Source organism: Micromonospora sp. IBSANI012, from assembly GCF_052814045.1.
The window spans coordinates 3269750-3290614 of sequence record NZ_CP199933.1 but is presented as its reverse complement, the minus strand read 5'-3'; the positions used below and the strand labels follow the sequence as shown (position 1 = coordinate 3290614).

The 20865-nt window shown below is 74.2% G+C and carries 26 protein-coding genes and 1 tRNA gene; 23 read left to right on the top strand and 4 right to left on the bottom strand.

All coding sequences use genetic code 11. The annotated features are described in order from the left end of the window. Nucleotides 1–13 precede the first annotated feature (13 nt). The 7 genes from nrfD to ACTWM8_RS15160 all read left to right on the top strand — a co-directional run bounded on the left by nrfD (nucleotide 14) and on the right by ACTWM8_RS15160 (nucleotide 6142). Entirely contained in the window at nucleotides 14–1045 is a 1032-nt protein-coding gene (gene nrfD, locus ACTWM8_RS15190; RefSeq protein WP_446214563.1) for an NrfD/PsrC family molybdoenzyme membrane anchor subunit, read from the top strand. Between the two features lie 44 nt (nucleotides 1046–1089). Beyond that, a tRNA-Sec gene (locus ACTWM8_RS15185) sits at nucleotides 1090–1185 on the top strand. 24 nt (nucleotides 1186–1209) lie between these two features. Further along, the gene (gene selA, locus ACTWM8_RS15180; RefSeq protein WP_446214404.1) at nucleotides 1210–2514 is read left to right on the top strand and encodes an L-seryl-tRNA(Sec) selenium transferase; all 1305 of its coding nucleotides are present in this window, start codon (nucleotides 1210–1212) and stop codon (nucleotides 2512–2514) included. Between the two features lies 1 nt (nucleotide 2515). Beyond that, nucleotides 2516–4279 (top strand): selenocysteine-specific translation elongation factor, encoded by a 1764-nt coding sequence (selB, locus tag ACTWM8_RS15175; protein WP_446214403.1) that lies wholly within the window; start codon nucleotides 2516–2518, stop codon nucleotides 4277–4279. 73 nt (nucleotides 4280–4352) lie between these two features. Beyond that, complete coding sequence (locus ACTWM8_RS15170) at nucleotides 4353–4550, top strand: hypothetical protein (protein WP_088962125.1); 198 nt, start codon at nucleotides 4353–4355, stop codon at nucleotides 4548–4550. A 63-nt stretch (nucleotides 4551–4613) separates the two neighbouring features. Beyond that, complete coding sequence (locus tag ACTWM8_RS15165) at nucleotides 4614–5891, top strand: hemolysin family protein (RefSeq protein WP_446214402.1); 1278 nt, start codon at nucleotides 4614–4616, stop codon at nucleotides 5889–5891. Between the two features lie 65 nt (nucleotides 5892–5956). Further along, entirely contained in the window at nucleotides 5957–6142 is a 186-nt protein-coding gene (locus ACTWM8_RS15160) for a hypothetical protein (RefSeq protein ID WP_446214736.1), read from the top strand. Nucleotides 6143–6145: 3 nt separating this feature from the next. Here the strand turns inward: ACTWM8_RS15160 and ACTWM8_RS15155 are convergent, their stop codons facing one another. Then, nucleotides 6146–6799 carry a hypothetical protein gene (locus ACTWM8_RS15155; protein ID WP_446214401.1) on the bottom strand — a complete coding sequence of 218 codons (654 nt, stop codon included), beginning with the start codon at nucleotides 6797–6799 and terminating at the stop codon, nucleotides 6146–6148. 126 nt (nucleotides 6800–6925) lie between these two features. Here ACTWM8_RS15155 and ACTWM8_RS15150 point away from each other — a divergent pair, with 126 nt between their 5' ends. Beyond that, the gene (locus ACTWM8_RS15150; protein WP_446214400.1) at nucleotides 6926–7138 is read left to right on the top strand and encodes a hypothetical protein; all 213 of its coding nucleotides are present in this window, start codon (nucleotides 6926–6928) and stop codon (nucleotides 7136–7138) included. On the opposite strand, the gene ACTWM8_RS15145 is transcribed toward ACTWM8_RS15150, so the two are convergent. The 3 genes from ACTWM8_RS15145 to ACTWM8_RS15135 all read right to left on the bottom strand — a co-directional run bounded on the left by ACTWM8_RS15145 (nucleotide 7135) and on the right by ACTWM8_RS15135 (nucleotide 8771). Further along, nucleotides 7135–7611 (bottom strand): hypothetical protein, encoded by a 477-nt coding sequence (locus ACTWM8_RS15145; RefSeq protein ID WP_446214399.1) that lies wholly within the window; start codon nucleotides 7609–7611, stop codon nucleotides 7135–7137. The genes ACTWM8_RS15150 and ACTWM8_RS15145 overlap by 4 nt on opposite strands. Further along, on the bottom strand, nucleotides 7608–7817 hold the full coding sequence (locus ACTWM8_RS15140) for a phosphatidylethanolamine-binding protein (RefSeq protein WP_446214398.1): 210 nt from the start codon (nucleotides 7815–7817) through the stop codon (nucleotides 7608–7610). The genes ACTWM8_RS15145 and ACTWM8_RS15140 overlap by 4 nt, the downstream gene beginning before the upstream one ends. A gap of 72 nt (nucleotides 7818–7889) precedes the next feature. Continuing rightward, the gene (locus ACTWM8_RS15135; protein WP_446214397.1) at nucleotides 7890–8771 is read right to left on the bottom strand and encodes a universal stress protein; all 882 of its coding nucleotides are present in this window, start codon (nucleotides 8769–8771) and stop codon (nucleotides 7890–7892) included. Nucleotides 8772–8889: 118 nt separating this feature from the next. On the opposite strand from ACTWM8_RS15135, the gene ACTWM8_RS15130 reads away from it, so the two are divergent. From ACTWM8_RS15130 to ACTWM8_RS15060, 15 genes are all read left to right on the top strand, one after another. After that, nucleotides 8890–9045, top strand: a complete 156-nt coding sequence (locus tag ACTWM8_RS15130; protein ID WP_446214396.1) for a hypothetical protein — start codon at nucleotides 8890–8892, stop codon at nucleotides 9043–9045. 74 nt (nucleotides 9046–9119) lie between these two features. Next, complete coding sequence (locus ACTWM8_RS15125) at nucleotides 9120–10298, top strand: PP2C family protein-serine/threonine phosphatase (RefSeq protein WP_446214395.1); 1179 nt, start codon at nucleotides 9120–9122, stop codon at nucleotides 10296–10298. Between the two features lie 46 nt (nucleotides 10299–10344). After that, nucleotides 10345–10815 carry a MarR family transcriptional regulator gene (locus ACTWM8_RS15120; RefSeq protein ID WP_446214394.1) on the top strand — a complete coding sequence of 157 codons (471 nt, stop codon included), beginning with the start codon at nucleotides 10345–10347 and terminating at the stop codon, nucleotides 10813–10815. 296 nt (nucleotides 10816–11111) lie between these two features. After that, a complete protein-coding gene (locus ACTWM8_RS15115; protein ID WP_446214393.1) occupies nucleotides 11112–11750 on the top strand; it encodes a CDP-alcohol phosphatidyltransferase family protein in 639 nt (212 codons plus the stop codon). After that, nucleotides 11747–12694, top strand: coding sequence for a DUF881 domain-containing protein (locus ACTWM8_RS15110; RefSeq protein ID WP_446214392.1), 948 nt, complete (start codon nucleotides 11747–11749; stop codon nucleotides 12692–12694). The genes ACTWM8_RS15115 and ACTWM8_RS15110 overlap by 4 nt, the downstream gene beginning before the upstream one ends. After that, nucleotides 12691–13023, top strand: coding sequence for a small basic family protein (locus ACTWM8_RS15105; protein ID WP_446214391.1), 333 nt, complete (start codon nucleotides 12691–12693; stop codon nucleotides 13021–13023). The genes ACTWM8_RS15110 and ACTWM8_RS15105 overlap by 4 nt, the downstream gene beginning before the upstream one ends. A 10-nt stretch (nucleotides 13024–13033) precedes the next feature. Further along, complete coding sequence (locus tag ACTWM8_RS15100; RefSeq protein ID WP_446214390.1) at nucleotides 13034–14038, top strand: DUF881 domain-containing protein; 1005 nt, start codon at nucleotides 13034–13036, stop codon at nucleotides 14036–14038. Nucleotides 14039–14094: 56 nt separating this feature from the next. Beyond that, nucleotides 14095–14475, top strand: coding sequence for a glycine cleavage system protein GcvH (gene gcvH / locus ACTWM8_RS15095; protein WP_088962137.1), 381 nt, complete (start codon nucleotides 14095–14097; stop codon nucleotides 14473–14475). A 218-nt stretch (nucleotides 14476–14693) separates the two neighbouring features. Then, nucleotides 14694–15146: an oxoglutarate dehydrogenase inhibitor Odhl gene (gene odhI / locus ACTWM8_RS15090; protein WP_088962138.1), complete on the top strand. Its 453-nt coding sequence runs from the start codon at nucleotides 14694–14696 to the stop codon at nucleotides 15144–15146. Between the two features lie 50 nt (nucleotides 15147–15196). Beyond that, nucleotides 15197–15895, top strand: coding sequence for a transcriptional regulator FtsR (gene ftsR / locus ACTWM8_RS15085; RefSeq protein ID WP_446214389.1), 699 nt, complete (start codon nucleotides 15197–15199; stop codon nucleotides 15893–15895). A 184-nt stretch (nucleotides 15896–16079) separates the two neighbouring features. Continuing rightward, nucleotides 16080–16544, top strand: a complete 465-nt coding sequence (locus tag ACTWM8_RS15080; RefSeq protein WP_200214433.1) for a bifunctional nuclease family protein — start codon at nucleotides 16080–16082, stop codon at nucleotides 16542–16544. Nucleotides 16545–16744: 200 nt separating this feature from the next. Beyond that, complete coding sequence (locus ACTWM8_RS15075; RefSeq protein WP_280840264.1) at nucleotides 16745–17338, top strand: MerR family transcriptional regulator; 594 nt, start codon at nucleotides 16745–16747, stop codon at nucleotides 17336–17338. A 448-nt stretch (nucleotides 17339–17786) separates the two neighbouring features. Next, entirely contained in the window at nucleotides 17787–18968 is a 1182-nt protein-coding gene (locus ACTWM8_RS15070; RefSeq protein WP_446214562.1) for a nitric oxide synthase oxygenase, read from the top strand. 5 nt (nucleotides 18969–18973) lie between these two features. Beyond that, nucleotides 18974–20203 carry a globin domain-containing protein gene (locus ACTWM8_RS15065; protein ID WP_446214388.1) on the top strand — a complete coding sequence of 410 codons (1230 nt, stop codon included), beginning with the start codon at nucleotides 18974–18976 and terminating at the stop codon, nucleotides 20201–20203. Next, nucleotides 20200–20862 (top strand): hypothetical protein, encoded by a 663-nt coding sequence (locus ACTWM8_RS15060; protein WP_446214387.1) that lies wholly within the window; start codon nucleotides 20200–20202, stop codon nucleotides 20860–20862. The genes ACTWM8_RS15065 and ACTWM8_RS15060 overlap by 4 nt, the downstream gene beginning before the upstream one ends. Nucleotides 20863–20865: the final 3 nt, after the last annotated feature.

Below are 20865 nucleotides of genomic sequence, written 5' to 3'. Positions count from 1 at the left end.
GGGAGCCGCCGAGGTGCGCCTCGCCCCGCACCCGCCCCGCGACGTCGCGCCGGTCGATCGCAAAACTCGCCGCAGGCGGGCCGGGCGCGGCGGCGAAGAGCTGCGCGTGCCGGAGGCCAAGTTCACCTCGTACTACGGCCGGCCGATCCTCAAGGCGCCGGTGTGGCGGTGGGACATCGCCGCGTACCTGTTCACCGGGGGCCTGGCCGCCGGCTCGTCGCTGCTGGCCGCCGGCGGGCAGCTCACCGGCCGCCCGGCGTTGCGCCGCGCCGGCCGGGTCACCGCGCTGGGCGCGGTCACCGCCAGCGCGTACTTCCTGATCCACGACCTGGGGCGGCCGTCCCGCTTCCACCACATGCTGCGGGTCGCGAAGCCGACCTCGCCGATGTCGGTGGGCACCTGGATCCTGAGCGCCTTCGGGCCGGCCGCCGGCGTGGCCGCGATCGCCGAGGCGGCGCCCTGGCTCCCCGAACGGGGCGTGCTCGGGCTGGCCCGCCGGGTGCTGCCCCCCGTCGGGCAGGCCGCCGGGCTGGCCGCCGCCGCCACCGCGCCGGCCCTGGCCACGTACACCGGGGTGCTGCTGGCCGGGACGGCGGTGCCGTCCTGGCACGAGGCGTACCCGGAACTGCCGACCATCTTCGCGGGCAGCGCGCTGGCCAGCGGCGCCGGCGTGGGGTTGATCGCCGCGCCGTGCGCGCAGGCCGGCCCGGCGCGGCGGATGGCCGTGGCCGGCGCGGTGCTGGAACTGCTCGGCTCGCACTCGGTGGAGACCCGGCTCGGGTTGCTCAGCGAGCCGTACCGGACGGGCCGGGCCGGCCGGTTGCTGCGCGCCGGGCGGGCGCTGACCGCCGCCGGGGTGGCCGGGGCGCTGGTCGGCCGGCGCAGCCGGGTGATCTCCGCGCTCTCCGGCGCGGCGCTGCTCGCCGCGTCGGTGGCCACCCGGTTCGGCATCTTCCACGGTGGCGTCGCCTCGGCCCGCGATCCGAAGTACACGGTCGTGCCGCAGCGGGAGCGGGTGCGCCGCCGGGAGGCCGGCGAAGGCTGAGGCTCGCCGCGCGGCGGGTCGGGGGCTGTGGTTGACTCCTGGACGGAGGCGTTCAGGAGGCTGGTGCCCCTCCCGGTCTTCAAAACCGGTGTGGCCCGGGACCCGGGTCAGGCGGGTTCGATTCCCGTCCGTCTCCGCCAAACCGCTCGAGAGAGATGACGCGCATGGGCGAGGCGCCGGCCGACCCACGACGGCGGGTGCCGCGCACCGACACCCTGCTCGCCGACCCGCGCCTGGCCGCGGCGGTCGCCACCCTCGGCCGCGACCGGGTCAAGGCCGCCGTGGGCCGCGCCCAGGAGCGCGCCCGCCGCGGCGACATCACCCCCGAACAGGTACCCGACGACGTCCTCGCCGCGCTGCCCGCGCCGGCGCCCCGCGCGGTGCTCAACGCCACCGGCGTCGTGCTGCACACCAACCTCGGCCGGGCGCCACTGTCGGCGGCCGCCGTCGCGGCGGTCGCCGCCGCCGCCGGGCACACGGACGTGGAGCTGGACCTGCGCACCGGACGGCGCGCCCGACGGGGACGCGACGCCCTCGACGCGCTCGCCGCCGCGGTGCCGGACGCGGCGGCCGTGCACGTGGTGAACAACGGCGCCGCCGCGCTGGTCCTCGCGGCCACCGCCCTGGCCGCCGGCGCGGAGATCGTGGTGAGCCGGGGCGAACTGGTGGAGATCGGCGACGGGTTCCGCCTGCCGGACCTGCTGGAGAGCACCGGCGCCCGGCTGCGGGAGGTCGGCACCACCAACCGCACCACGCTGGCCGACTACGCGGCGGCGATCGGCCCGGCGACCGGCTTCGTGCTGAAGGTGCACCCGTCGAACTTCCTGGTCACCGGCTTCACCTCGGCCGTGCCGGTCCGCGCGCTTGCCACCCTGGGCGTGCCGGTGGTGGCCGACATCGGCTCCGGGCTCCTCGCGCCGGACCCGCTGCTGCCCGACGAGCCGGACGCCGCCAGCACCCTGCGGGCCGGCGCGGCACTGGTCACCGCCAGCGGCGACAAGCTCCTCGGCGGGCCGCAGGCCGGGCTGCTGCTCGGCGACGCCGCGCTGGTCGAGCGGCTGCGCCGGCACCCGCTGGCCCGCGCGCTGCGGGTCGACAAGCTCACCCTCGCCGCCCTGGCGGCCACCCTGCACGGCCCGGACACCCCCACCCGGTCCGCCCTGCACGCCGACCCCGCCGTGCTACGGGAGCGGGCCGAACGGCTGCGCGACGCGCTCGGCGCCGACGGCTGCAAAGCCGAGGTGGTGCCGAGCAGCGCCGTGGTCGGCGGTGGCGGCGCACCCGGCGTCGTGCTGGACTCGTGGGCGCTGAGCCTGCCCGAGGCGTACGCCGGGCCGCTGCGCCTCGGCGCGCCGCCGGTGCTCGGCCGGGTGCTGCGCGGCCGCCTCCTGCTGGACCTGCGCTGCGTCCCCCCGGCCGCCGACGACACCCTGCGCGCCGCGGTGCTGCGGGTCCCGGCGGCCGGCTGACATGTACGTCGTCGCCACCGCCGGGCACGTCGACCACGGCAAGTCGACCCTGGTCCGGGCGTTGACCGGGATGGAACCCGACCGGTGGGCCGAGGAACGCCGCCGGGGCATGACCATCGACCTCGGCTTCGCCTGGACCACGCTGCCCGCCGGCGGCACCATCGCCTTCGTTGACGTGCCCGGCCACGAGCGCTTCGTGCCGAACATGCTCGCCGGCGTCGGGCCCGTCCCGGCCGCGCTGGTCGTCGTCGCCGCCGACGAGGGCTGGATGCCGCAGTCCGCCGAGCACCTGGCCGCGCTGCACGCGCTCGGGGTGTCGTACGGGCTGCTGGCGGTGACCCGCGCGGACCTGGCCGACCCGGCGCCCGCGCTGGCCCGGGCCCGGGCGGAGCTCGCCGCCACCAGCCTCGGCGCGGTGGAGGCGGTACCGGTCAGCGCGGTCACCGGCGCGGGCCTGCCCGAGCTGCGCGCCGCCCTGGACCGGCTGGTCGCCCGCCTGCCGGCGCCCGCGCCGGACGTGCCGGTGCGGCTCTGGGTGGACCGGTCCTTCACCATCCGGGGCAGCGGCACCGTGGTGACCGGCACCCTCGGCGGCGGCCGGCTGCGGATCGGCGACCAGCTGGAGCTGGCCGCCACCGGTGAGCCGGTCCGGGTACGCGGCCTGCACTCCCTCGGCGCCGCCCACGACCGGGTGGACGCGGTGGCCCGGGTCGCGGTCAACCTGCGGGGCGTGGCGAAGGACCGGCTGGGCCGCGGCGACGCGCTGCTCACCCCCGGCCGGTTCCGGCTCACCGACCTGCTCGACGTCCGGCTGGCCGGCGACCCGGCCGCCGACCTGCCCGCCACCCTCACCCTGCACGTCGGCTCGGCGGCCGTGCCGGCCCGGGTCCGCCCGCTCGGGCACGACACCGTCCGGCTGCGGCTGGCCCGGCCGCTGCCGCTGCTCGTCGGCGACCGGGCGTTGCTGCGCGACCCCGGACGGCACCACGTCAGCGGCGGGGTGACGGTGCTGGACGTGGCCCCACCGCCCCTGCGCCGACGCGGCGCCGCCGCGGCCCGGGCGGCCGTCCTCGCCGACCTCGACGGGCGGCCCGACCTCGCCGGGGAGCTGCGCCGCCGGGCCCTGGTCCGCGCCGGGGAGCTGACCCGGATGGGGGTGCCGGCCACCGTCGCCCCGGTCGCCGGCGACTGGCTCGCCGACCCCGAGCACTGGCGGCGGCTGGCCACCCGGCTGGCCGAGGAGACCACCCGGTACGCGCGCGAGCACCCCCTCGACCCGGGCGTCCCGGTGGAGGTGCTGCGCCGGCGCCTCGACCTGCCCGACCGCGCGCTGGTCGAGGCCCTGGTCCGCCCGCCGCTGGCGCTGCGCGCCGGCCGGGTCACCGCCGCCGAGGTCGACGCGCTGCCCGCACCGGTGGCCCGGGCCGTGCAGCGGGTCCGCGCCGAGTACGCCGACCACCCGTTCCGTGCCCCCGAGGCGGACCGTCTCGCCACCCTCGGCCTGGGCCCCCGGGAGATCGGCGCTGCCGTGCGCGCCGGGGCGCTGCTGCGGCTGGCGGAGAACGTGGTGCTGCTGCCCGGCGCGCTCGACGACGCGGTCCGGGTGCTGGCCGGCCTGCCGCAGCCGTTCACGCTCAGCGCCGCCCGGCAGGCGTTGGACACCACCCGCCGGGTCGCCGTGCCGCTGCTGGAGCTGCTGGACCGGCGCGGCGCCACCCGCCGGCTGCCCGACGACGCCCGCGAGGTGGTCGGCCTGCCGTCCTGACCTTCGCAACGTCACGCTGCGGGCTGGCCGGAAGCCGCACCGGGACGGGCGCCGGGTCGCCTACCGTGACGCCATGGACCCATCGGCGGTCTGGCGGGACAAGAACCACCGCTGGCGGATCGAGGCGTACCGGGCGCCGGACCTGCGGTTCGCGATCTTCGCCACCAACGGCACCACCGAGTCGGCCCCACTGTGGCTGTTCGGCATGTCTGCGCTGGCCCGCTGGCTGATGACCCACGCCATCTCCCTCGACGACCTGGAAAACGACTGACCCGACCTCCCCGGCGGCGCCGCTGCGGTTGAGTAGGGGCCAAGTGGCGGGGGAGGGGGTGGCATGCTCGGGCAGCTCGCGCTGGTGGCCGTGCTGGTGCTGATCAACGCCGCCCTGTCCGGCAGCGAGATGGCGCTGGTGACGCTGCGGGAGGCGCAGCTACGCCAGCTGGGCCGCTCCGGTCGGGCCGGAGCGCGGCTGGCCCGGCTGGCCCGGGAACCCAACCGCTACCTGGCCACCATCCAGCTCGGCATCACCCTCGCCGGGTTCCTCGCCTCGGCGGCCGCCGCCGTCTCGCTGGCCCAGCCGCTTGTCGGCCCGCTCGGCTTCCTCGGCGCCGCGGCCCGGCCGGTGGCCGTGGTGCTGGTGACCGTGGTGCTGACCTTCGTCACCCTGGTCGTCGGGGAGCTGGCCCCGAAACGGCTGGCGATGCAGTGGGCGGAGCGGTGGGCGTTGCTGAGCGCACCCCCGCTGGACGTGCTGGCCCGGCTGTCCCGGCCGGCGGTCTGGCTGCTCAGCCGCGCCACCGACCTGCTGGTCCGGCTCTCCGGCGGGGACCCGCGGGCCCGGCGGCAGGAGGTGACCGAGGAGGAGCTGCGGGAGATGCTGGTCAGCCAGCGGGGGCTGTCGGCGCAGCAGCGGGAGATCCTGTCCGGGGCGTTCGACATCGCCGGCCGTACCCTGCGGGAGATCCTGGTCCCCCGACGGGACGTGACGGTGCTGCCCGCCTCGCTGTCGGCGGCGGAGGCGATGCGCCGGATGGCCGCCACCGGGCGCTCCCGCGCCCCGGTCGTGGGGCCGGGCGGGCTGGACGACGTCCGGGGCATGGTGCACATCCGCGACCTGGTCGACGGCCACGGCGACACGGCCGGCCAGCGGGCCCGCCGTCCGCTGCTGCTGCCCGGCACGCTGCCGGTCGCCGACGCCATGCGCCAGCTGCGGCAACGCCACGAACAGCTCGCCCTGGTGGTCGACGAGTACGGCGGCATCGACGGCCTGATCACCATGGAGGACCTGCTGGAGGAGGTGGTCGGCGAGCTGTACGACGAGACCGACCGGGACGTCTCCGGGGTGCTGCGGGAGGCGGACGGGGCACTGGTGCTCCCCGGTGACTTCCCGCTGCACGACCTGGCCGACGTGGGGGTGCGGCTGGCCTTCCCGCTGCCGCGCGACTACACCACCGTCGCCGGACTGGTCCTGGCCGGCCTGGGCCGGCTGCCCGACGGGCCGGGGGAGTCGGTGCGGCTGCCCGGACTCATCGTCGAGGTGGTCGAGGTGGCCGACCGGGCGGTACGGCGGGTTCGGCTGCGCGGCCCGGCGGCCGGCGGCCGGGCGGAGTGACCCGGACGGGTTACCGGCGGCGAAAACCGCTGTACCGGGGCGGAACCGGCCGTACCGTGCGGAACGTGAAGGACCGAGGAATGCGGACGTTCCTGGCGGTGCTCGCCGGACTGGCGGTGATCTACTTCGGCGCCACCGGGCGCAGCCCCGATGAGGGCGGCGGGATCTCCGGCGGGGTGGTGCTGCTCGCCCTGGCCGCCGCGCTGCTGGTGTGGCACCTGACCAAGCCGGGGGACAAGCCGGTCAAGTGACGCTCAACGTGCCGCCGCCGTCCGGCTGACCTCGCCCGCGGACTCCTCGCCGAGGGCCACCCGGACCAGCGCCGAGGCGAGCCGGCCGAAGTCCGCCTCACTGACAAGGCCGGCCAGCCCGCGCGGGTTCGCCGGCAGCCCGAGCCGCTTCGCCCCGGTCAGGGTCCGCCGGTCGGCGTACGGGCGTACGTCCGGCCAGACCTCCTGCGCCTCGCGCAGGAAGATGTCCGCGCCGGTCGGACCGATGCCGGGGAACTCGGTGAGGAGCCGGCGCAGCGCGGTCGGCTGCCCGTCGGCCTCCCGGTGCAGCCGGCGCAGGTCACCGTGCCAGCGGTCCAGGCAGAGCCGGGCGCCGGTGCCGAGCATCGTGGCGGTCCGCTCGTCGTAGCGGCGGTAGTGCCCGCGCCCCAGCGCGTCGACCCGCTCCTGCCAGCTCGCCGCCTCCATCGCCTGCGGGGTGCGCCAGCCGGCGGCGAAGAGTTCCCGCGCGGCGGCGAGCGCCACCCCCGCCCGGATCCGGGTGCTCAGCAGGGTGGCCAGCACCAGCAGCTGGTACAGCGGTCCCGGCCGGTCGGTCAGCCGGATGTCGGCCTCCTCGGCGTAGGTGCGCCCCTGTCGGTCCAGCAGGGCCCGGGCCACCCGTCGGTCGTCCCCCATCACCGTGCAGTACCCACCCTGTAGCGGATCAGCCGGGCCGCCGCCGGTCGAATGTGCGCCACGGCGGCGGGTAAGCCGCGGGGTGCGCGGCCCGCCGGTCGTGCACCCCGTCGGAAGGAGAGACCCGTGGTGAACCCGCAGCAGATGGAGTTCCGCCGCAACGCCAAGGGCGCCACCAGTGCGGACAGCCGGAAGACCGCCACGCACGCGGGCGGGCATCCGCTGAACAAGGGCACGTCCAACGCGGACGTGGGGCGGACGGTGCCGAAGGGGCAGGTGTCGCCGTACGGCCCGGCCGGTGAGCCGATCGCCGACGACGAGAGCGACGACCGGGGCTAACCGCACCGCGTTGAGGGCGGCCGCAGCCGGTTCAAGGTGGCTGCGGCCGCCATTCCGTACGCCACGTGCGGCACGACGTCGGCGACCCAGTCGGACCGGCGCCAGGTGCGCGGGTCGCTGATCCGCAGCACGGCCAGCGAGCCGTCGGTGGTGGCCATCACCGCGCCGCCGAGCAACGCGGTCGCCACCGCCAGCGGCATCCGGCGGGTGCCGGCGAGCATCCCGAACACGGCGCCGGCCCCGATACCCAGGGCGTAGCCGAGGACGGCCCCGAGGCCCGAGCGGCGGTTGGCCGCCCGGTCCTCGGGGCCCAGGTCCAGGTGCGCGAGACCGGCGAGCCGTCCGACGGTCTCCTCCGGGGTGCTGCTCGTCGGTCGGGCCCGGACCGCTACGTCCAGGTAGCTGACCACGTTCAACGCGGCGCTGCCGACCGCGCCGGCGATCGCCCCGTCGACCACACCCGAAGCCCTCACTTCGGGTCGCCGGGTTCGCGCTCACCCTTCGGGCCGAACGTCCGTTCCCCCCGGACCACGCCCCGTTGGCCGCGTTCCTCCTGCAGGAGCCGGTTGGCGACCTGGTTGGCCTCCTGGTCCGCCGCCCGTCCCGACTGCTCGATCAGGTCGCGCAGGCGCGCGCGTTCCTTGTCGTACGCGTTGCTTCCCGGCCGTGGTCCTGGCATCGCCGCCTCCTCGGTCGCTGTCACCGCGTGCCATACCCGCGTCGTCTACCCGTCTGCCGGCGGGTCAACCGCTCAGTCCGGGGTACGCACCACGGCAACCGGGCAGGCGCTGCGGTGCAGCATCCCGTGGCTCACCGAGCCGAGCAGCAGCCCGGCCAGCTCGCCGCGCCCCCGGCCGCCGACCACCACCAGCAGCGCCCGGCGGGACGCGGCGGTGAGCGCGGCGACCGCCCGGTCCCGCACCACCTCGCGGGTGATCGGCAGGTCGGGGTACCGCTCGCCGATGCCGGCGAGGGCCTCGACGAGCACCCGGTCCTCCTCGGCGCGCAGTTCGGACTCGTCGTAGACCAGCGGCTGCATGTCGCCGGGGCCGCCGGAGGCCGGGTGGCGGTAGGCGTGCACGGCGTGCAGGGCGGCGCCCCGGATGTCGGCCTGCTCGGCGGCGAACTCCACGGCCTCCCGGGCCGCCGAGGAGCCGTCCACCCCGACCACCACCGGGCCGCCGCCGTGTTCCTCGCCGCGCGCCACCAGCACCGGGCACTGCGCGTACGTGGCGACCTGCACCGCCACCGAGCCGAGGACCAGCGCACCGAAGCCGCCCAGCCCGCGGTCACCGAGCACGACCAGTGCGGCGGTGGGTGTCTCGCCGAGCAGCACCGCCGACGCCTCGCCGTCGATGATCTCGCCGGTCACCCGGATCCCCGGTGCGGTCGCCTCCGCCTCGGCGACCGCCCGCGCGACGAGTTCCTCCGCCTGGTGGCGCAGGCCGCCGCCGGGCGGGGCGTCGGCGAGTGGGTCCACGGGCACCCGCAGCAGCGGCCAGATGAACCCGTGCACCACCCGCAGCGGCCGGTGCCGGCGGGCCGCCTCCGCCGCGGCGAGCCGGACGGCGCGCAGCGCCGGCTCCGAGCCGTCCACGCCCACCACCACCGCCGCGCCGCTCGCCGAGTTCACCGCCGCGCACCTCCTGCCCGCGGCCAGTATCGCGGCCCCGGGACTGTCGCCGGGGCGATACCGCGAGGGCGGTCGCCTCGCTACGCTGTCGCCCACCCGTCGGAAGGGAGCGCCGTCGATGGTCGAGCCGGAGCAGCCGAGCACCGCCCGCATGATCGACTTCTGGTTGGGCGGTGAGCACCACTTCCCGGTGGCCCGGTGGCGGCCCCGGGGCGAGCCGGCCGCGGTGCCGGACGCGTTCCACGGCGGGCTGGCCGGCAAGCCCACCGACTGACCCGGCCGGTGCGGCGTCCGGCCCGCGCGTCCGTATGATGCTTGCCCTACAGCAAGAATTTCTGGAGGACGAACATGCCGGACGTGCCCGCAGCGGTGTCCCGCGCGCTGCGCGCAGCCCCACCGGATCAACTGGTGGAGGCCGCGGACCAGGTCGTCCGGTCGCGCCTCGCCGCCTCGCGCACCGACGTGTTCCTGGCCGACTACCGGATCACCGGGCTCTGGCCGGTGCTCGACCCCGACCTGCCGGACGCCGGCTTCCTGGCCTGCCAGGGGGTCGCGCAGCGCTGCTTCAGCAGCCAGCAGCCGGTGCTCGACGCCCGGGACGACGGGCACTGCCGCGTCTGGGTGCCGCTGACCGCCTGGGGGGAGCGGCTCGGCGTGCTGCTGGTCGAGCTGACCGGGCCGGCGGACGCGCAGACGGTGGCGTCGATCTGCGAGGTCGCCGACGAGCTGGCCACCGCGCTGCGCGCCGCCGACCGGGAGACCGACCGGTACCGCCGGGCCCGCCGCCGGGAACGGCTCAGCATGGCCGCCGAGATGCAGTGGGACCTGCTGCCCGGACGCAGCGTGCGGCACCACGCGTTCCTGCTGGCCGGCCAGTTGGAGCCGGCGTACGGCGTGGGCGGGGACCACTTCGACTGGTCCGTCGACGGGGACCGGCTCACCGTCACCGTGCTCAACGGGACCGGCACGGGCATGTCCGCCGCCCTGCTGACCACGTTGACCGTCAACGCGATGCGCAACGCCCGGCGCTCCGGCGGCGGGCTGGTGGAGCAGGCCGAGCTGGCCTCGGACACCATCCACTACCAGCACCGCGGCCGGCGGCACGTGGCCACGCTGCTGCTCACGGTCGACACCGTCACCGGTCGGGTACGCGCGGTGGACGCGGGTTCCCCGCACCTGCTGCGGGTCCGCGGCGCCACGGTGACGCCGATCGAGCTGGACCGCCAGCTGCCGCTGGGCATGTTCGCCGAGACGCGCTACGACGTGCAGGAGTTCGACCTGGAGCCGGGGGACCGGCTGTTCGTGGTCAGCGACGGCGTCTACGACGCGCAGCCGGGCGGCCAGGAGGCGTACGGGGAGCGGGCGATGGCGCGGTCCATGCGGTCCACGCGGTTGCAGCCGGCGACCGAGGCGGTTGGTACCGTGATGCGCGAACTGTTCGCCTATCACGCCGAAGCGGACCTACGCGACGACGCCGTCGTCGTCTGTCTGGACTGGGTCGGTGTCAGCGGTCGTGGCGAGCGGTAGCAGGCCGGCAGCCGGGTACGAGCGGAACAATCGCAGGGGGCACCGGGTGGAGCGACCTCCGAACCTCGCCGCGGCGATCGATGCAGCCGCCGAGGCGCTGATCGGTGTGCTCGACTCTGCCACCTCGCGGCACCACGTCACCGTCCCGCCGACGCAGCTTCGGGTGCTCGCCCTGATCAGCGCGCGGCCGGACACCAACGTGAACCGGCTGGCGGAGCTGCTCGACGTCGTACCCTCCTCGGCCAGCCGGCTCTGCGACCGGCTGGAGGCCACCGGGCTGCTGCGCCGGGTGGCCGACCCGCGCGACCGGCGGGAGGTCCGGCTGGTCCCCACCGCCGCGGCCCAGACCCTGCTGCGCGAGCTGAAGGAGCGGCGCCACCAGGCCGTGCAGGCGATCCTCGACCGGATGCCAGCGCGGGCGCAGCACGACCTGCTGCTGTCGTTGCTGGCCTTCGCGCAGGCCGTGGAGGCCGGTGCGTCGGCGCAGCCCGACACCACCGCCGCGCGCACCGCCTGACCTCTCCTCACCCAGGCACGGAGTCAGCGGCACTCCACTAGTGTCCTAGGATGCCCTACATATGGTGACGCACCACACACCTAACAGCCGGAAACGACGGGAGCGCGGGCCCCGAGGGCCGATACGTGAGCCCGATATAGTGGCAACTCGCCGGCCCGCGACCACCACGTCCGGGACGGCATCAGGGGAGGCCCCAGCCCGGGGCCGCCGAGGCGCCGGCGCTGGCCGGCCCGTCAGCGCGCACGTCCCGCCGAGGCGCCCAGGAGGCGTCCGGTCCGTGCTGCGGAGGAGGTTCGGTGTCGCGTCGGCCGGCTCGGGCAGAGCACCCGCAGGGCACGGACGGCACCGTGGTCGGCGACCGGGTGCTGACCGTGCCGAACCTGATCAGCTTCGTCCGGCTGCTCGGCGTCCCGCTGTTCCTCTACCTGTTCCTGGTGGTGGAGGCCGACGTGGCGGCGATCGTGGTGCTGGCCGTCGGCGGCACCACCGACTGGGTCGACGGATGGATCGCCCGGCGCCTCGGCCAGGTCAGCCGCCTCGGCGAGCTGCTCGATCCGTTCGCCGACCGGCTCTACATCCTCGCGACGCTGCTCGCCTTCACCGCCCGCGAGGTGGTGCCGTGGCAGTTCACGGCCGCGCTGCTGGCCCGGGAGCTGCTGCTGGTCGGCTCGCTGGCGGTGCTGCGCCGGCACGGGTACGGCCCGCCGCCGGTGCACTACGTGGGTAAGACGGCCACCTTCCTGCTGCTGGCCGCCTTCCCGATCCTGCTGCTGGGCACCGCGTCGGAGTCGGTGGCCACCGCCGCCGGGGCGATCGGCTGGGGTCTGGCCTGGTGGGGCCTGGTGCTCTACTGGGTGGCCGGCGCAATGTACGTGGTGCAGGCGGCCCGGCTGGTCCGGTCGGTGCGGGCCCGCTCCGGGGGAGCGGCGGCATGAGCGCGCCGCCGGACTCCGGTGGGCGTACCACCCGGGCGTTCACCCCCGACTTCCTGACCGAGCTGTTCCGCAATCCGCTGGATCCGGGCTACGCCGACGCGGCCGCCCGGCGCCGGGAGTCGCCGGCCCCGGCGGGGTGGCGAGGTGCGTCCACGCGCGCGGTGAGCGTCGTGGTGATAGCGGTGGTCGGTTTCCTGTTCGCGGTGGCCTACCGGGAGACGATGGCGGATGAGCCGAGCCGCAGCCAGGCCCGGGCCGGTCTGGTCGCGCAGATCAAGCAGCGGGAGAGCGAGACCGACGAGATGACCGCCCGCGCGGACCGGCTGCGCGAGGAGGTGGGTCGGCAGCGCGACGCCGCGCTGAGCGGTTCGCAGGCGGCCCGGTTGCGCAACCTGGAGGCGGGGACCGGCCTGGGCCGGGTACGGGGCGACGGGGTGGTGGTCCGGCTGGCCGACGCGGAGCCGAAGGACGACGACGCGGTCTCCGGTGACTCGGACGCGGGTCCGCCCCGGGTGATCTACACGGACCTGCAGAAGGTGGCCAACGACCTGTGGGCCTCCGGGGCGGAGGCGGTGGCGATCAACGGTCAGCGGTTGACGGCGACGTCGACGATCCGGTCGGCGGGTGCGGCGATCCTGGTGGACTTCCGCCCGGTGACGAGCCCGTACGAGGTGACGGCGATCGGGCCGAGGTCGATGCGCGACAAGTTCGACGAGAGCCGGGCGGCGTACCTGATGCGGCGGGTGGCGAAGGAGACCGGACTGTCTTTCCAGGTCCGGGACGCGGACGACCTCACCCTGCCGGCCGCGCCGGAGCCGCGGCTACGCTACGCGCAGCCTTCGGTCAGTCCGAGCCCGTCGCCGTCGGGTTCGGGCGACCGTTCGTCGAGTCCCGGGCCGTCCGGTTCGGGTACGTCCCCCCGCCCCTCCGGAGGTGTCCGATGATCGCGGTGCTGGCGCTGCTCGTCGGTGTGGTTCTCGGGATCTATCTGGACCCGACCGTGCCCGCCGCGTTGCAGCCGTATCTGCCGATCGCGGTGGTGGCGGCGCTGGACGCGGTGTTCGGGGGGGTGCGGGCGAAGCTGGACCGGATCTTCGACGACAAGCAGTTCGTGGTGTCGTTCATCTCGAACGTGCTGGTGGCGGGTCTGATCGTGTACCTGGGTGACCAGCTGGGGGTGGGCGGTCAGCTCTCCACCGGTGTGGTGGTCGTGCTCGGGGTGCGGATCTTCGGCAACGTGGCGGCGATCCGTCGTCACCTGTTCCGGGCGTAGGTTTGTGGCGATGAGCGACGAGCAGCGGGACACCGGGACGGGATGGCCGGAGCCGGCGGAGCCGCGCCGGCCGTCGGGGCCGGCAAGTGAGCCGGATCCCCGGCCGGACGCCCCGGATCCGGACGAGTTGAGTCCGTTGGTGCCGCCGGCGCAGGAGCCGGCGCGGCAGGATCCGCCGGCGTCGCCGCCGGCGGAGGAGGCCGAGACGCAGCTGATCGAGGCCGCACCGGCGCCCGCCGAGGTGGACCCGGAACGGCCCGAGGCCGACCCGGAGCGCGCCGACCCGGAGCCGGCGGCCCCGGTGCCGGCGGGTCGCCGGTGGACCTCCGCGGGCGTGATGATCGCGGTGTTGCTGGCGTTGCTCGGGTTCACCCTGGTGGTCCAGTTCAAGACGACGTCGACGGATCCGACTCTGGCGGCGACCCGCCAGGAGGACCTGGTCCGGATCTTCTCGGATCTGGATTCCCGGGAGAAGCGCCTCCAGCAGGACATCGAGGCGCTGGAGGAGAGCCAGCGGCAGTTGCGCTCGGGTGAGCAGGGTCGGCAGGCGGCGTTGGACGAGGCGCGGCGGCGGGCGGACGAGCTGGGGATCCTGGCGGGGACGTTGCCGGCGCGGGGTCCGGGGCTGAGTGTGGAGTTCCGGCCGGGTGCGGGCAAGCCGATCCGGGCGGACCGGATCCTGGACGCGGTGCAGGAGTTGCGGGGCGCGGGCGCGGAGGCGATGCAGATCTCCGGCAGCGGCGGCGGGTCGCCGGTGCGGATCATCGCGTCGACGTACTTCCTGGACGGGCCGGGCGGCTCGTTGGTGGTCGACGGGCGTTCGTTGTCGGGTCCGTTCACGATCACGGTGATCGGTGATCCGAAGACGATGGAGACGGCGCTGAAGATTCCGGGCGGGGTGGCCGCATCGGTCGCGGGTGACGGCGGTACCGTGAACGTTGATGAGCGTGGGGTTGCCGAGGTTTCGGCGCTGCACGCGCCGATGAAGCTGGAACACGCCCGTCCGGTCTCCTGACCGGCGCGGCCGCGTCGGATCACCTCCGGCGCACCGATGGATGAAGGACGCGTCTGGTGATTCCTGAGGATCTGCGTTACACCGCCGAGCACGAGTGGGTGGTCGGCGCCGACGGCGGCACGCTCCGCGTCGGCATCACCCACTTCGCGCAGGACGCGTTGGGTGACATCGTGTTCGTCCAGTTGCCCGACGAGGGTGCGGTGGTGGCGGCCGGTGAGCCGCTGGGTGAGATCGAGTCGACCAAGAGCGTGTCGGAGATCTACGCCCCGGTGAGCGGGACGGTGGCGGCGCGGAACGAGGCGCTGGGCGACACGCCCGAGGTGATCAACACGGACCCGTACGGTGCGGGTTGGCTGTTGGAGATCACGCCGGATGATCCGTCGGCGCTGGACGGCTTGCTGACCGCCGGTGCGTACCGCGAGCTGACCGAGAGCTGAGTGTTGCCCCGGCCGGGCGCGGGGGTGTTGTCCGCGCGTCCGGTTGCCCTGCATTTCGGCGCTGGCTAGGCTCGCCCAGTCGACCGAGAACCCCAATAGTTGAGCGTTGTGTAATTGCCTTCCCGGGCACGGGGAGCCAGCCGCCGGGTGTGCGACTGCCCGGCGGCCAGACCCGCCATTACCCCGACGCTGACCGAACAGATCCGTGAGGTGGTCCCATGACGCGCCCAGGCGACGAGTTCCCCCCGCTCGACGTCACTTCGACGCTCAATCTCGGTTCGTTGGACGAAGTGCTGGAGGGTCCGGACACCGACGTGGTGCCGAGCCGGATGTCCGGCTCGTTGCCGCCGGGAATGGCGTTGCTGGTGGTTCGTCGTGGCCCGAACGCGGGTGCCCGGTTCCTGCTGGACCACGACGTGACCACGAGTGGCCGGCACCCGGACAGTGACATCTTCCTCGACGACGTGACGGTGTCGCGGCGGCACGCGGAGTTCCACCGTGACGGTGGCACGTTCACGGTGCGGGACGTGGGCAGCCTCAACGGCACGTACGTGAACCGGGAGCGGGTCGAGGCGGCCACGTTGAGCAATGGTGACGAGGTGCAGATCGGCAAGTTCCGGGTGGTGTTCATCGCCGGTCCGCGCCCGGAGGAGGAGGCCGGCCGGGGGTGAACGAGCCTGCGGCTTCCTCGCCGCCCGGTGCGGCCCGTGCGCATCCGCTGATGAGCATCGGCGAGGTGCTGGGGCAGTTGCGGGTGGAGTTCCCGGACGTCACCATCTCGAAGTTGCGGTTCCTCGAGGCCGAGGGTCTGGTGGAGCCGCAGCGGACGGCGGCGGGTTACCGGAAGTACAGCTGGGACGACGTGGCCCGGCTGCGGTTCGTGTTGACCGCGCAGCGGGATCAGTATCTGCCGTTGCGGGTGATCCGTGATCAGTTGGCCGAGTGGGACGCCGGTCCTGACGGCCCGGGTCGGCAGCGGCCGACGTTGGTGGCGGTGGGTCCGGGTGGTGAGGTGCCGGGCCGTGCGGTGGAGGAGCCCGAGTCGTCGCAGGTGCGGCTCGGGCGGGCGGATCTGGTGGCGCACAGCGGGGTCGACGAGTCGACGTTGGCCGAGTTGGAGCGCCTCGGTGTGCTGGTGTCGGATCCGCCGGGTTGGTACGACGCGGACGCGTTGATCATCGCGCGGGCGGTGGCGGGTCTGGCGGCGTACGGGTTGGAGCCGCGGCACCTGCGGGCGTACCGGTCGGCGGCGGATCGTGAGGTCGGTCTGTTCGCTCAGTTGGTGGCGCCGTTGGCGCGGCAGAGTGATCCGGCGGCGCGGGCGCGGGCGGCGGAGACGGCGCGGGAGTTGATGGCGTTGTCGCAGCAGTTGCATGCCGCGTTGGTGCGGGTGGGGTTGCGCTCGACGTTGGGTCGGTGAGCCGGTCGTCGAGGTGTCGTGCGGAAAGATCTGCCCCGGGAAGCGTGTCGTAGGCTTGCCGGGGTAACCCCTTTTCTGGCGCGGGGCGTGGTGCTGGTGCGCATGGGACGACCGTGTCGCGGTCCGTGTACCGTGCAGGGAAGGGCGCGGTGCGGGCGTAGGTGACAACGACACGGAGGCGGCGGTGCGCGAGCTGAGCGTGGTCGGAGTTCGGGTGGAGCTGCCCAGCAACCAGCCGATCGTCCTGCTCAGGGAGGTCGAGGGGGACCGCTACCTGCCGATCTGGATCGGTGCGGTGGAGGCGACGGCGATCGCTTACGAGCAGCAGGGGGTCAAGCCGGCCCGGCCGTTGACGCATGATCTGTTGCGGGACGTGCTGGCGGCGTTGAAGGCGCCGTTGCGGGCGGTGGAGATCACCGAGTTGAAGGAGAACGTCTTCTACGCCGATCTGCTGATCGGGGACGGCGTGCGGGTGTCGGCCCGGCCGAGCGATTCGATCGCGTTGGCGTTGCGGGTGGGTGCTCCGATTCGTTGTGCCGAGCAGGTCCTCAGCGAGGCGGGGATCGTGATTCCCGACGAGCAGGAGGACGAGGTGGAGAAGTTCCGCGAGTTCCTGGACCAGGTGCGTCCGGAGGATTTCGCCGGCTGAGGGTCGGGGCCCGGTCATCTTCTGTCGGGGCGTCACTGTGGGTGACGTCCCGGGTGTGTGTGGTGGTGCGTGGTGTCGCTGCGCGGCGTGTCGCGACCGTTCCTCCGTGGTAACCCCTGCGCGCGGCGATAGGGTTGCCGTGTCGAGGGGTGCACGTCCCGGAAACGACGTGTCACCGCACTGACGGGGAGGTTGTCGGGATGCACGAGCCGCGGGATCCTGAGCCAGGTGTGGAGCGGGGCGAGCCGGGTGTGGTGTCGTCGCCGGTGGGCACGGACGGTGACGGTTCGGTTGGTTACCGGGGTGTGACGGCCTGCCACGCGGTGGGGATCAGCTACCGGCAGTTGGACTACTGGGCGCGGACGGCGCTGGTGGTGCCGAGTGTGCGGGACGCGTCGGGGTCGGGGACGCAGCGGTTGTACTCGTTCCGCGACCTGGTGGTGTTGAAGGTCGTGAAGCGGTTGCTGGACGCCGGGGTGTCCCTGCAGAACATCCGCAAGGCGATCGAGGCGTTGCGGTCGCGCGGTGTGGAGGACCTGGCGGGGATCACGCTGATCTCGGACGGCACGACGGTGTACGAGTGCCGGTCGCCGGAGGAGGTGGTCGACCTGTTGCAGGGCGGCCAGGGCGTGTTCGGCATCGCGATCGGTGGCGCGTTCAAGGAGATCCAGGGGTCGTTGTCGCACCTGCCGGCGGAGCCGGCGACGCCTGGTGGCGGGGAGCCCGCGGAGCCGGCGTCGGATGCGGTGGGCGACGAGTTGGCGGCGCGTCGGGCGCGCCGTCGGGCCGGCTGAATCTGCTCTCTTGAGGTGGCGTCGCGGCCGGGGACGGCGCGCGGCGCTGGCCGCTGCGCGCCTGCGACACGGCGTATCGATTCTGATCGTCGGGTGTCGGCGGGCCGGTTTCGTTGGCCGGTAAGGCCGGGCGGCGGCGACTGTCCGCTGTGGACACCCGCGCGTGGAGTCGTGTTGTTGACAGTTGTGGTGTTCCCAGGAATCCTGTCCAGGGCGATCACCTAGGCACCGGCTCGTTACTGTGAGTGATGGCCGGTGGGGTGATGCCGAGCTGATGTGTGGGGGGCGGCGCGAGAGTCGCGTCGTGGCCTGCCAGAGGACGGGAAAACGAGCTTAAGTGCACACTGACCACCATGTCGGCCTCCGCTCCGGACGGGCCGGCAGTGCTGTCGCCGACCATGCCACACCCACCTGCCCGGTCACCGGCACGCCGGCGCACCGGGCGCCGGTGGGCGCCGGTGCCGCCGTGGAGCGCGCGGAGGACGTCGCCGCGGAGGCGGCGGAGTTCCTGGAGCTGTACCACGGTGAGCAGCGGCTGCCGGGGCTGGCGGCGCGGTTGGCGGAGGTCCGCGAGGAGATCGCGTTGACCGGGTCGTACCGGCACACCCGCGACGAGCTGGTGTACGGGGCGAAGGTGGCGTGGCGGCACTCGGTGCGCTGCGTGGGCCGGGTCCGGTGGGCGGGGTTGAAGGTCCGCGACCGGCGGCACGTGACGACGGTGGCGGGCATCGCGCAGGAGCTGGCGGCGCACCTGGCGGCCGGGGACAACGGCGGCCGGATCCAGTCGGTGGTGACGGTGTTCGCGCCGGACCAGCCGGGGGTGGGGCCGCGGGCGCGGATCTGGAACGACCAGTTGATCCGCTACTGCGGACACCGGCGCGACGACGATTCGGTGCTGGGCGACCCGGCGCAGGTGGGGATGACGGAGGCGGCGCGGCGGTTGGGTTGGCGGCCGCCGCCGGTTCCGGGCCGGTTCGACCTGCTGCCGTGGGTGATCGAGACGGCGCAGGAGCAGCCGACGGTGGTGGGCGTGCCCCGGGAGCTGGTGCGGGAGGTCGCACTGTCGCATCCGGAGCATCCGTGGTTCGCGGATCTGAAGTTGCGGTGGCACGCCCTGCCGGTGATCAGCAACATGCGGCTGCGCATCGGTGGGGTGGACTACAGCTGCGCCCCGTTCAACGGCCACTACCTGAGCGACGAGATCGGCACCCGCAACATGGGCGACCGGGAACGGTACGACCAGCTGCGGGTGGTGGCGGCCGGGTTGGGGTTGGACACCAGCCGGGATGACACCCTGTGGCGGGAGCACGCGGTCCTGGTGATCAACCAGGCGGTGCTGCACTCGTTCAAGCTGGCGGGGGTGCGGGTGTCGGACCCGCACACCGAGTCGGAGCTGTTCATGAAGTTCTGTGCGCAGGAGGAGCGGGCGGGGCGGCCGGTGCACGGTGACTGGTCGTGGCTCAACGGCAGTGTCGGGTGGGCGGCGTTGCACGCGGTGCACCACCGCTACTACGACACGGCGGTGCCGAACCCGAACATCTGGCCGACGGACCGGGTGTACGACCCCAGTGGCGTGGTGAAGACGACGCTTCGGGAGCGTCACGACACGGCCCGCGCGCAGGAGGGCTGACGGACATGGACAACGTGGCGCTGCGCCAGAGTTGGACGCAGTTCTCGGCCGCCGGTGTGGAGGCGGCGAAGTACTTCTACGCGACGCTGTTCGTGGTGGCGCCGGAGGCGCGGTTGATGTTCCCGACGAACATGCAGTACCAGGAGGACAAGCTCCTCAAGGCGCTGGGCCACATCATCACCAACCTGGACGACCCGACCGCGTTGACGGCGTTCGCGCAGCGGTTGGGCGCGGACCACCGGCGGTTCCACGGCCAGGACCAGCGGGGCAACCCGGTGGCGTTGGGGGAGCGGCACTACATCTGGGTGGGTCAGGCGCTGCTGGCGACGTTGGAGCGGTTCCTCGGGCCGTACTGGACGCCGGCGTTGCAGGCGGAGTGGGCGGCGGCGTACGAGCAGGTGGCGAAGCTGATGCTCGCCGGGGCGGCGGAGTCGGAGCGGACGTCCCCGCCGTACTGGGAGGCGGAGGTGCTGGGCGCGGAGCGGCGCCGCCCGGACATCGCGGTGTTCACGGTCCGCCCGAACTATCTGTGCAACTACCTGCCGGGGCAGTCGCTGCCGGTGCAGGTGCCGCAGTTGCGGACCTGGCGGTACCTGTCGCCGGCGAACGCGCCGCGGGCGGACGGGACGATCGAGTTCCACGTGCGTGCCGCCGGGCGGTTCTCCACCCACCTGGTGCGCAAGCTGCGCACGGGGGACCGGCTGCTGCTGGGGCATCCCACGGGTACGGCGTTGTCGTCGTACGACCGTTCGCCGCACCTGCCGTTGCTGCTGATCGCGGGGGGCACCGGTCTGGCGCCGCTGCGGGCGGTGGTGGAGGCGTTGCAGCAGGGCAAGGGGCGGCGCACGACCCTGGTGGTGGGGGGTCGCACCCCGGACGACCTGTACGACGACAAGGCGTTGGCGCAGTTGGCGTCGATGCCCCCGGCGGCGGCGTGGCAGAACGGCGGCTCGACCTGGTTGCGGTACGTGCCGACGGTGGAGATCGGGTGGGGGTGGCAGGGGGCGATCGGCAAGGCCGCCGACACGGCGGTGCGGTTGGGACCGTGGACCGACACGGAGGTCCTGGTCTGCGGGAGCCCGGAGATGACCCGGGACACGATCACGATTCTGGCCCGCTCGGGTGTCCAGCCCGAGCAGATCCTGACCGAGAGTTACGATCACTCCCTCTACCCGCCCCTCGCCGAGGCCGACGACGCCGCCCCGCGCGACTTCAGCTGGACAGGTGCCCGATGAGCATCGACCACTCCGACCGCCTCGCCCTGCCCGGCATGCCCGACCAGGGAGAGCTGGCCCGCCAGTTGTCCATGTTGGAGGCGCGGCGGTTCCGGGGCAGTCACTGGTTGTCGGCCGACGAGGTCGCCGTGGTGATCCGTACGGCGGACGACCGGATCGCGTTGCTGGTCAACGAGTTGGAGCGGCAGCGGCGGGAGAACCACGGGCTGCTCAGCCAGGTGGAGATGCTGCGACACGGCACGTTGCCGAGCAACGCCCCGCAGGGACCGGACCCGATCGCGGTGGAGTTGGCGATGCGGGCGCAGGACGAGGCGAACCGCACGATCGGTGAGGCCAGCGCCGAGGGGGCGGAGATCATCGCCGACGCGCGCCGGCAGGCCGACGAGATCCTCGCCGAGGCGCACCGGCGCGCCGGTGACCTGAGCACGTCGGGGCCGGTGGGGCCGGTCGGGCCGGCGGGTGTGCCGTCGCCGGAGGTGCAGCGCCGGTTGCAGGAGCTGGAGGAGCGGCACGCCGCGGCGCTGGCGGCGGTGGCGGCGGCGCAGCAGCAGTTGGACCGGTGGCAGGCGCACCTGTCGGCGCAGTCGGAGCAGCTGCGGGCCGACGCGGCGGCGGCCGGCGGGGCGAGCGCCCAGCTGCGCGCCGTCCTCGGCGGCTAGCTG

Coding starts and splice junctions, on each gene's coding strand:
- selA (WP_446214404.1), top strand. CDS start 1,210: ATGGGCGAGGCGCCGGCCGACCCACGACGGCGGGTGCCGCGCACCGAC.
- selB (WP_446214403.1), top strand. CDS start 2,516: ATGTACGTCGTCGCCACCGCCGGGCACGTCGACCACGGCAAGTCGACC.
- ACTWM8_RS15170 (WP_088962125.1), top strand. CDS start 4,353: ATGGACCCATCGGCGGTCTGGCGGGACAAGAACCACCGCTGGCGGATC.
- ACTWM8_RS15165 (WP_446214402.1), top strand. CDS start 4,614: ATGCTCGGGCAGCTCGCGCTGGTGGCCGTGCTGGTGCTGATCAACGCC.
- ACTWM8_RS15155 (WP_446214401.1), bottom strand. CDS start 6,799: ATGGGGGACGACCGACGGGTGGCCCGGGCCCTGCTGGACCGACAGGGG.
- ACTWM8_RS15140 (WP_446214398.1), bottom strand. CDS start 7,817: ATGCCAGGACCACGGCCGGGAAGCAACGCGTACGACAAGGAACGCGCG.
- ACTWM8_RS15130 (WP_446214396.1), top strand. CDS start 8,890: ATGGTCGAGCCGGAGCAGCCGAGCACCGCCCGCATGATCGACTTCTGG.
- ACTWM8_RS15125 (WP_446214395.1), top strand. CDS start 9,120: ATGCCGGACGTGCCCGCAGCGGTGTCCCGCGCGCTGCGCGCAGCCCCA.
- ACTWM8_RS15110 (WP_446214392.1), top strand. CDS start 11,747: ATGAGCGCGCCGCCGGACTCCGGTGGGCGTACCACCCGGGCGTTCACC.
- ACTWM8_RS15105 (WP_446214391.1), top strand. CDS start 12,691: ATGATCGCGGTGCTGGCGCTGCTCGTCGGTGTGGTTCTCGGGATCTAT.
- ACTWM8_RS15100 (WP_446214390.1), top strand. CDS start 13,034: ATGAGCGACGAGCAGCGGGACACCGGGACGGGATGGCCGGAGCCGGCG.
- odhI (WP_088962138.1), top strand. CDS start 14,694: ATGACGCGCCCAGGCGACGAGTTCCCCCCGCTCGACGTCACTTCGACG.
- ftsR (WP_446214389.1), top strand. CDS start 15,197: ATGAGCATCGGCGAGGTGCTGGGGCAGTTGCGGGTGGAGTTCCCGGAC.
- ACTWM8_RS15075 (WP_280840264.1), top strand. CDS start 16,745: ATGCACGAGCCGCGGGATCCTGAGCCAGGTGTGGAGCGGGGCGAGCCG.
- ACTWM8_RS15065 (WP_446214388.1), top strand. CDS start 18,974: ATGGACAACGTGGCGCTGCGCCAGAGTTGGACGCAGTTCTCGGCCGCC.
- ACTWM8_RS15060 (WP_446214387.1), top strand. CDS start 20,200: ATGAGCATCGACCACTCCGACCGCCTCGCCCTGCCCGGCATGCCCGAC.